A 7,534-nucleotide genomic window follows, 5' to 3' on the forward strand; every position below is an offset into this window, starting at 1 on the left:
CGCCCCCCCCCCCCGGGCGGCCCCCCGCCAACCCGGCCGGCGGGTCCGCGGGGGCCCGTCTTCGTTTCTGCCCCACGACCTTCAGCAAACCGTCGCCGCCGGTATCGCGATGGCGACGGAAACCCGGCGCATTCACGAACATCAAGGCCTTCACGGTTCCGGCATGCAACTTGCAACTGTCCCATCAGCTCCCCCACACGTTGCCCGGAACCCCGCACGATGTCCCACTCCATCACCTCTGTTCTCTCCCAGATCCGCACGCTGCAGAACCAGGTGGCGCAAACCGCACCCATTGGTGATGTGCCACGCAGCAACGCGATCCAGGGGCTGGCCGAAGGCAACGCCGTTGCCGCGCCTTCGTTCAGCCAGGCCTTGCAGGGCGCCATCCAGGGCGTCAACGAAGCCCAGCAGAAGTCCGGTCAGTTGGCTGCCGCATTCGAGCGTGGCGATGCCAATGCCGATCTGGCCAAGGTCATGGTCGCCTCCCAACAGTCCTCGCTGGCGTTCCGCGCCACCGTGGAAGTCCGTAACCGTCTCGTCCAGGCTTACCAGGACGTGATGAACATGCCGCTGTAAGGATCCGCACGCATGGCACTCGCGCTGTCCAGAGAATCACTGAATCCGGAACGGGCTGGCGCCTGGTTCGACCGTCTGCAGAGCCTGCAGATCACCCGCCGCCTAGGCTTGATGGCGATGATCACGGTTGCCGTGGCAGCCGGTTTGTTCGTGTTCTTCTGGGCGCAGAAGCCACCGATGATGCCGCTCTACACCGGCCTGGACCAGAAGGCGACCGCCGAGGCCACCGACCTGCTGCGCTCGGCGCAGATTCCGTTTGAGCTGGACGCCACCACCGGTGCCATCAGCGTGCCGGAGAAGAACGTGCACGACGCACGCCTGAAACTGGCCGGTTCCGGCCTGACCGAGAGCGGCCGCCTCGGCTTTGAGATGATGGAGCGCGATCCCGGCTTCGGCGTCAGCCAGTTCGTCGAAACCGCTCGCTACCAGCACGCGCTGGAAACCGAGCTGGTCCGCACCATCAGCAGCCTGCGCCCGGTCCGCGATGCACGCGTGCACCTGGCCATTCCCAAGCCCAGCGCCTTCACCCGCCAGCGCGATGTCGCCAGTGCCTCGGTGGTGCTGGAACTGCGCGGTGGCCAGCAGCTGGAACGCAACCAGGTGGATGCCATCGTGCACATGGTCGCTTCCAGCATTCCTGATCTGGCACCCGAGCGGGTGACCGTGGTCGACCAGAGCGGCCGCATGCTCACCATCGCCGACCCCAACAGCGAAGCCGCGCTCAATGCTGCGCAGTTCGACCAGGTGCGGCGTCTGGAAGGTTCCTACAACCAGCGCATCCGCGAACTGCTGGAGCCGATGACCGGTGCCGGTCGGGTCAATCCGGAAGTCAGCGTCGACATGGATTTCTCGGTCACCGAGGAAGCCCGCGAGCTGTTCAACGGTGAGCCGCAGAAGGTACGCAGCGAGCAGATCAGCGAGAACAGCAGCGCCACCGCCGGCCCGCAGGGCATTCCCGGTGCGACCAGCAACACCCCGCCGGGCGCCGCTGCAGCACCGCCGGCTACCGCTGCCACGCCGACCGAAACCTCCAAGAACGCCACCCGCAACTACGAGCTGGATCGCACCCTGCAGCACACCCGCCAGCCGCCGGGCCGGGTCAACCGTGTGTCGGTTGCGGTTCTGGTTGACCATGTGCCGCGTGCCGGTGCCAACGGCAAGCAGACCGACCAGCCGCTCACTGCCGCCGAACTGACCCGCGTCGAAGCGCTGGTCAAGCAGGCCGTCGGCTTCAATGCCGAACGCGGCGACACGGTGTCGGTGATGAATGCACCGTTCGTGCGTGAATCCATCCCGGTGGAGGCGCCCAAGTGGTGGGAGAACCCGCAGGTGCGTGATGCACTGCGCCTGGTGCTTGGCGCCATCGTGGTCCTTGCCCTGCTGTTCGGCGTACTGCGTCCAGCACTGCGTCAGATCACCGGCACACCGAAGGCGTTGCCGGGTGCGGAAGATCCACTGCGCGCTGATGTACAGGTTCTGGACGACGGCACTGAAATGCCGGCGCTGGCTGCCGATCGCCTGCATCTGGAAGGCGCGCCCACCCTGGCGCTGCCGGTGGACGCTTATGAAGAACGCTTGCGCATGGCCCGCGAAGCAGTGAAGACCGACTCCAAGCGGGTTGCCCAGGTAGTGAAGGGATGGGTGTCAAATGACTGATGCAATGCCGATGACCGGCGTGCAACGTGCCGCCGTACTGCTGCTGTCGCTCGGCGAGACCGACGCGGCCGAAGTGCTGCGTCACATGGAACCGAAGGAAGTGCAGAAGATCGGTATCGCCATGGCCACGCTCAGCGACGTCACCCGCGAGCAGGTGCAACAGGTGATGGATGATTTCGGCGCCGAACTGGGCAACAAGACTTCGCTGAGCGTCGGCTCGGACGACTACATCCGCAACATGCTGGTGCAGGCACTGGGCAATGAGAAAGCCAGCAACCTGATCGACCGCATCCTGCTCGGCCGCAACACCACTGGCCTGGATGCGCTGAAGTGGATGGACCCACGTGCAGTCGCTGACCTGGTGCGCAACGAGCATCCGCAGATCATCGCCATTGTCATGGCCCACCTGGAAACCGACCAGGCCGCCGAAGCGCTGAAGCTGCTGCCCGAGCGCACCCGCGTCGACGTGCTGCTGCGCATTGCGACCCTCGACGGCATTCCACCGAACGCGCTGAACGAACTCAACGAGATCATGGAGCGCCAGTTCGCCGGCAACCAGAACCTGAAGTCCTCGAACATCGGCGGCGTGCAGTGTGCGGCCAACATCCTCAACTTCATGGACGGCGGCCAGGACCAGGCCATCCTCACCGAGATTGCCCGCATCGATTCGCCGCTGGGCAGCCGCATCCAGGACCTGATGTTCGTGTTCGACGACCTGGTGGACCTGGACGATCGCGAAATGCAGTTGGTGTTGCGCGAAGTCAGCGGCGAACGCCTGGGCCTGGCCCTGCGCGGCGCCGACATCAAGGTACGCGACAAGATCACCCGCAACATGTCGCAGCGGGCAGCCGAGATCCTGCTCGAAGACATGGAAGCGCGTGGCCCGGTGCGCTTGTCGGATGTGGAGGGCGCGCAGCGCGAAATCCTCGCCATCGTCAAACGCATGGGCGATGAAGGCACCATCACCCTCGGCGGCGCAGCGGAGGCCATGCTGTGATCAATGCCGTGCGCTGGCACGCCCCGGATCTGAACGCACCTGCCAGCCCGTCGGTGGCGGAGGAGTTCGACCTCGCATCGCTGGAAACCATCGTTGCCGAGCCTGCAGCTCCCGCCTTGCAGCCGCCGACCCTGGAGGAAATCCAGGCAATCCGCGATGCTGCACAGGAAGAAGGCTTCCAGCAAGGTCACGCCGAAGGCTATGCGCAGGGCCAGGCCGAAGTGCGTCGCCTGACCGCACAGATCGAGGGCATCCTCGACAACTTCAGCCGCCCGTTGGTGCGACTGGAGAACGAAGTGGTCGGCGCACTCGGCGAACTGTCGGTACGTATTGCCGGCGCCTTGATCAGCCGTGCCTACGAGGCCGATCCATCGCTGCTCAAGGATTTGATCGACGAGGCGCTGGATACCGTCAGCGGCACCAACCGCGACGTCGAGGTGCGCCTGCACCCGGATGACATCGCTGCAATCAGCAATCTGCTGACCTTGCCGGCCGGGCAGCGCCTGGTGCCCGACCACAGCCTCAGCCGCGGCGACCTGCGCGTGCACGCCGAGGCCGTGCGCGTCGATGGCACCCTCGATGCACGCCTGCGCGCTGCACTGGCCACCGTGCTGCGCCGCGCAGGAGCCAGCCAATGAATTCTGCCTCCGCGCCCTCGCCCGCTCCCGCCGACTGGGCTGCCGCACGCAACCTGCGCCTGGCCGCGCGCCTGGATGGCATCTCGCTTGATGCCGGTGGCGGTCACGGCCTGGTCCGCGAAGGTATCCTTCGCCGCGCCGTTGGCCTCACCTTGGAAGCCGTCGGCTGCGAAGCGCCGATGGGTGCCAGCTGCAAGGTGGAGATCATCGATGGCGGCTGGGTCGATGCCGAAGTCGTCGGTTTCTCCGGCGACCGCACCTATCTGATGCCCAGCGCCGAACTGCACGGCCTGTTGCCCAATGCCCGCGTTGTGCCGTCCTACCGTCGCGGTGGCGTCGAGGTCGGCGAAGGCCTGCTCGGCCGCGTCATCGATTCCGATGGTATTCCGCTGGACGGCAAGGGCCCGATCCGCGCTGAAGGCGTGGTCGGCATGGCCGGCGTGTCGATCAACCCGCTGGCGCGCGAGCCGATCACCCAGCCGCTGGATGTCGGCGTGCGCGCGATCAACTCACTGCTGCCGATTGGCCGCGGCCAGCGTGTCGGTCTGTTCGCGGGTTCCGGTGTCGGTAAATCGACGCTGCTTGGCATGATGACCCGCTTCACCGCCGCTGACGTGATCGTGGTTGGCCTGATCGGTGAACGTGGTCGCGAAGTACGTGACTTCGTCGAATCCACGTTGGGCGAGGAAGGCCTGCGCCGCGCGGTGGTCGTCGCCAGCCCGGCCGACCGACCGCCGCTGGCGCGCCTGCACGGCGCCTACCGCGCCACTGCGATTGCCGAGTGGTTCCGCGACCAGGGCCTGAACGTGCTGTTGCTGATGGATTCGCTGACCCGCTTCGCCCAGGCGCAACGCGAGATCGGCCTGTCGGTTGGCGAGCCGCCAACCACCCGCGGCTACCCACCGTCGGTATTCGCCAAACTGCCGGCGCTGGTCGAGCGCGCCGGCAATGGCGCAAAAGGCCGCGGCTCGATCACCGCCTTCTACACCGTGCTCACCGAAGGCGACGATCCGCAGGACCCGATTGCCGACGCGGCCCGCGCCATTCTCGACGGTCACATCCTGTTGTCGCGACGCGTTGCCGACAGCGGCCTGTACCCGGCCATCGATGTCGAATCCTCGGTCAGCCGCGTGGTCCAGGACATCGCCGACGATGTCTGGCGCGCGCGCATCCGCAAGCTCAAGCAACTGGTATCGGCCTACACGGCCAACCGCGACCTGATCGCCATCGGCGCCTATCAGCGCGGCAACGACCCGCTTACCGACGAAGCATTGGATCGGTGGCCGGAGATCATGCAATTCCTTGGCCAGGACGTGCACAACGCCGCCGACCTGAGTCACAGCCTCAGCGCATTGCACCAATTGGTAGATAGTGAGACGCCCGCATGAGCCCTAGCCGTCGCCTGGACCCGCTGCTGCGCCACGCGCAGGATCGCGAAGATGAAGTCGCCAAAGCCCTGGCAGAACGCCAACAGGCCTTGGACATGCATCAGTCGCGCCTTTCCGAGTTGCGTCAGTACGCAGAGGAATACGCCAACGCGCAACTGGCCACCACCAGTGCCGCGCAGTTGCTCAACCGCCGCGCTTTCCTTGATCGCCTCGACAACGCGGTGGAAGCGCAGAGCAAGACCGTGGACAGCAACCAGGAGCGCGTTGATGCCGAACGTGCCCGCCTGCTGCTCGCCAGCCGCGACAAGGCCGTGCTGGAACAGCTGGCGGCCAGCTACCGCGCGCAGGAAAAACAGGTTGCCGATCGTCGCGACCAGCGCGAGATGGATGATATCGGTGCCCGCCGTGTGCGCCTGAAGAATGCCGAGGATGAGGGAGAAAGCCAGTGAACGTTCTTTCCCCCGCACTCGGCGGTGCTGCGGGCAGCATCGACAACAGCGGCGCGCGCAGCAACAGCACCGACAAGTCCAGCAACAACGGCTTCGACGCAATGCTCAACAGCAAGCCAGCCACGCAGAAGCCTGCAGCCAGCAAGCAAGCAAGCACTGATGCCAAGCCTGCCAGCGAAACGCGCAGCGAAGACGGTGGCAGCGAAACCACTACGGAACAGAGCACCGCCACCGAAAGCAGTACCAACAACGACGACAAGCCCGACCCACCGACCGCGGCGGAAGATGCGCCTTGGCCGCCGTTTGGGCTGTCTGCGATCGTTGCCCAGCCAACGGAACCTGCAGCGCAGGTGCCAGCGGCTCTGGCAGCCGCGAATCAGGATGAGGCCGCGCCAGCCTATCCAGCGGCGGCACTCCCTGCCCTGCCAGCCGTTCCGGCTGCTGCCGCAGCCAAGCCGGCCACCATCAGCGCCGACGAGGCCGCCACGGAGTTGAGCCTGCCGCCGTCTGCCGCAATCGCGAGCGACGATGCAAACACCCTGAACCTCGATGCCGACACCCCTGCCCCCACCACGTTTGCGTCCCTGTTACACAACCAGGCCTTGCAGGAAGTCCGCGCAAGCGCCCCGGCCAGCAGCATCACCGCACCCACGCCAACCCCGGACCTGAATGCCGGCGACTTCGACGAAGCCATCGGCGCCCGCGTCGGTTGGCTGGCGGAGCAGAAAATCGGCCACGCCCACATCCGCATCAATCCGGAAAACATGGGCGAGATCGACGTCAAACTGCAGCTGGACGGCGACCGCGTCCACGCCAGTTTCAGCAGTGCCCACGCCGACGTCCGCCACGCCCTGGAAAGCAGCCTGCCGCGCCTGCGCGAAATGCTCGGCGAGCAAGGCCTGCAACTGAGCCACGCCGACGTGGGCCAGCAGTCAGGGTCGCGGCAGCAGGGCGACAAGGGCGAAACGGGTAACGGATTGGCATCCGGCAACCAACTGGAAGGCAACGACCTCCCCGTAACCTCCAGCCACAACCTGCGTATGCGCGGCCTGCTGGATGCGTATGCCTGAGAGCGCGTAGAGCATGATTCCTTGTAGGAGCGGCGTAAGCCGCGGAGCTGATGATCTGAAACGCTCGCTGCTTCGCGGCTGACGCCGCTCCCACAAGGCTGACTACTTTTGTGGGAGCGGTGTAAACCGCGAAGCTGATGATCCATCCGCCCATCTACAAACGATCACTGTGCTGACAGCACTTGGGAAGCCGCAGCGCCATCCTGCGTTGATGGCGCTTCCAGCAATCAACCCAAAGCCAGGATCCAAAACCCTCCGCGCAGGCCGGATATCCCTACCCGGCCACGCATACCTGCTCACCTTCACAACGCTAGCTCGCCAGCCGCTTTTTCTGGACTTCCAGCCAGCCTCGCGCATAGCTCAAGCCTTATATCACCCCCTACTTTGGCGTGATGCACAGCTATTGGCCTGGGTACTGATGCCAGATCACTGGCATGGCCTGGTACAGCTGGGTGCCTGTACCACTCTCAGCTCATTGGTGCGGAGCATAAAATCCAATACGGCGCGCTGCTTGCCAGAATCGATCAGCCGCCCCGTTTGGGCGCCTGGATTTCACGACCGGGCCGTCCGCAAGGATCAGGATCTGAAGGCAACCGCCCGCTACATCATCATGAACCCGGTTAGAGCCGGGTTAGTGAGCTCGCCGCGCTTCTACCCATATTGGAATGCGATATGGATATGACCCCTCAGCTTTTGTGGGAGTGGTGTAAACCGCGAAGCTGACCATCCGACAGATCGCCAGCTTCGCGGTTTACACCGC

The 7,534-nt window shown here is 65.1% G+C and carries 8 protein-coding genes; all 8 read left to right on the forward strand.

Annotation, left to right across the window (positions count from 1 at the left end; translation table 11 throughout):
* Positions 1-219 precede the first annotated feature (219 nt).
* Complete coding sequence (gene fliE, locus QMX78_RS18865) at positions 220-576, forward strand: flagellar hook-basal body complex protein FliE (protein WP_282272448.1); 357 nt, start codon at positions 220-222, stop codon at positions 574-576.
* A 12-nt stretch (positions 577-588) separates the two neighbouring features.
* A complete protein-coding gene (gene fliF / locus QMX78_RS18870; RefSeq protein WP_282272450.1) occupies positions 589-2,232 on the forward strand; it encodes a flagellar basal-body MS-ring/collar protein FliF in 1,644 nt (547 codons plus the stop codon).
* Positions 2,233-2,242: 10 nt separating this feature from the next.
* Positions 2,243-3,229 (forward strand): flagellar motor switch protein FliG, encoded by a 987-nt coding sequence (fliG, locus tag QMX78_RS18875; RefSeq protein WP_062171551.1) that lies wholly within the window; start codon positions 2,243-2,245, stop codon positions 3,227-3,229.
* A complete protein-coding gene (locus QMX78_RS18880; RefSeq protein WP_282272452.1) occupies positions 3,226-3,867 on the forward strand; it encodes a FliH/SctL family protein in 642 nt (213 codons plus the stop codon). Before fliG ends, QMX78_RS18880 begins: the two co-directional genes overlap by 4 nt.
* Complete coding sequence (gene fliI, locus QMX78_RS18885; RefSeq protein ID WP_282272455.1) at positions 3,864-5,255, forward strand: flagellar protein export ATPase FliI; 1,392 nt, start codon at positions 3,864-3,866, stop codon at positions 5,253-5,255. Before QMX78_RS18880 ends, fliI begins: the two co-directional genes overlap by 4 nt.
* Positions 5,252-5,704: a flagellar export protein FliJ gene (fliJ, locus tag QMX78_RS18890; RefSeq protein ID WP_282272457.1), complete on the forward strand. Its 453-nt coding sequence runs from the start codon at positions 5,252-5,254 to the stop codon at positions 5,702-5,704. Before fliI ends, fliJ begins: the two co-directional genes overlap by 4 nt.
* Positions 5,701-6,774: a flagellar hook-length control protein FliK gene (locus QMX78_RS18895; protein WP_282272458.1), complete on the forward strand. Its 1,074-nt coding sequence runs from the start codon at positions 5,701-5,703 to the stop codon at positions 6,772-6,774. The genes fliJ and QMX78_RS18895 overlap by 4 nt, the downstream gene beginning before the upstream one ends.
* Positions 6,775-6,985: 211 nt before the next feature.
* Complete coding sequence (locus QMX78_RS18900) at positions 6,986-7,456, forward strand: transposase (protein WP_282272460.1); 471 nt, start codon at positions 6,986-6,988, stop codon at positions 7,454-7,456.
* Positions 7,457-7,534 lie beyond the last annotated feature (78 nt).

It is taken from the genome of Stenotrophomonas sp. PS02298 (genome assembly GCF_029959445.1).
Taxonomy (GTDB): domain Bacteria; phylum Pseudomonadota; class Gammaproteobacteria; order Xanthomonadales; family Xanthomonadaceae; genus Stenotrophomonas.

Bases quoted from the DNA above. Each gene is read 5' to 3' on its own strand.
- fliE (WP_282272448.1), top strand. From the start codon at position 220: ATGTCCCACTCCATCACCTCTGTTCTCTCCCAGATCCGCACGCTGCAG.
- fliF (WP_282272450.1), top strand. From the start codon at position 589: ATGGCACTCGCGCTGTCCAGAGAATCACTGAATCCGGAACGGGCTGGC.
- fliG (WP_062171551.1), top strand. From the start codon at position 2,243: ATGACCGGCGTGCAACGTGCCGCCGTACTGCTGCTGTCGCTCGGCGAG.
- fliI (WP_282272455.1), top strand. From the start codon at position 3,864: ATGAATTCTGCCTCCGCGCCCTCGCCCGCTCCCGCCGACTGGGCTGCC.
- fliJ (WP_282272457.1), top strand. From the start codon at position 5,252: ATGAGCCCTAGCCGTCGCCTGGACCCGCTGCTGCGCCACGCGCAGGAT.
- QMX78_RS18900 (WP_282272460.1), top strand. From the start codon at position 6,986: ATGGCGCTTCCAGCAATCAACCCAAAGCCAGGATCCAAAACCCTCCGC.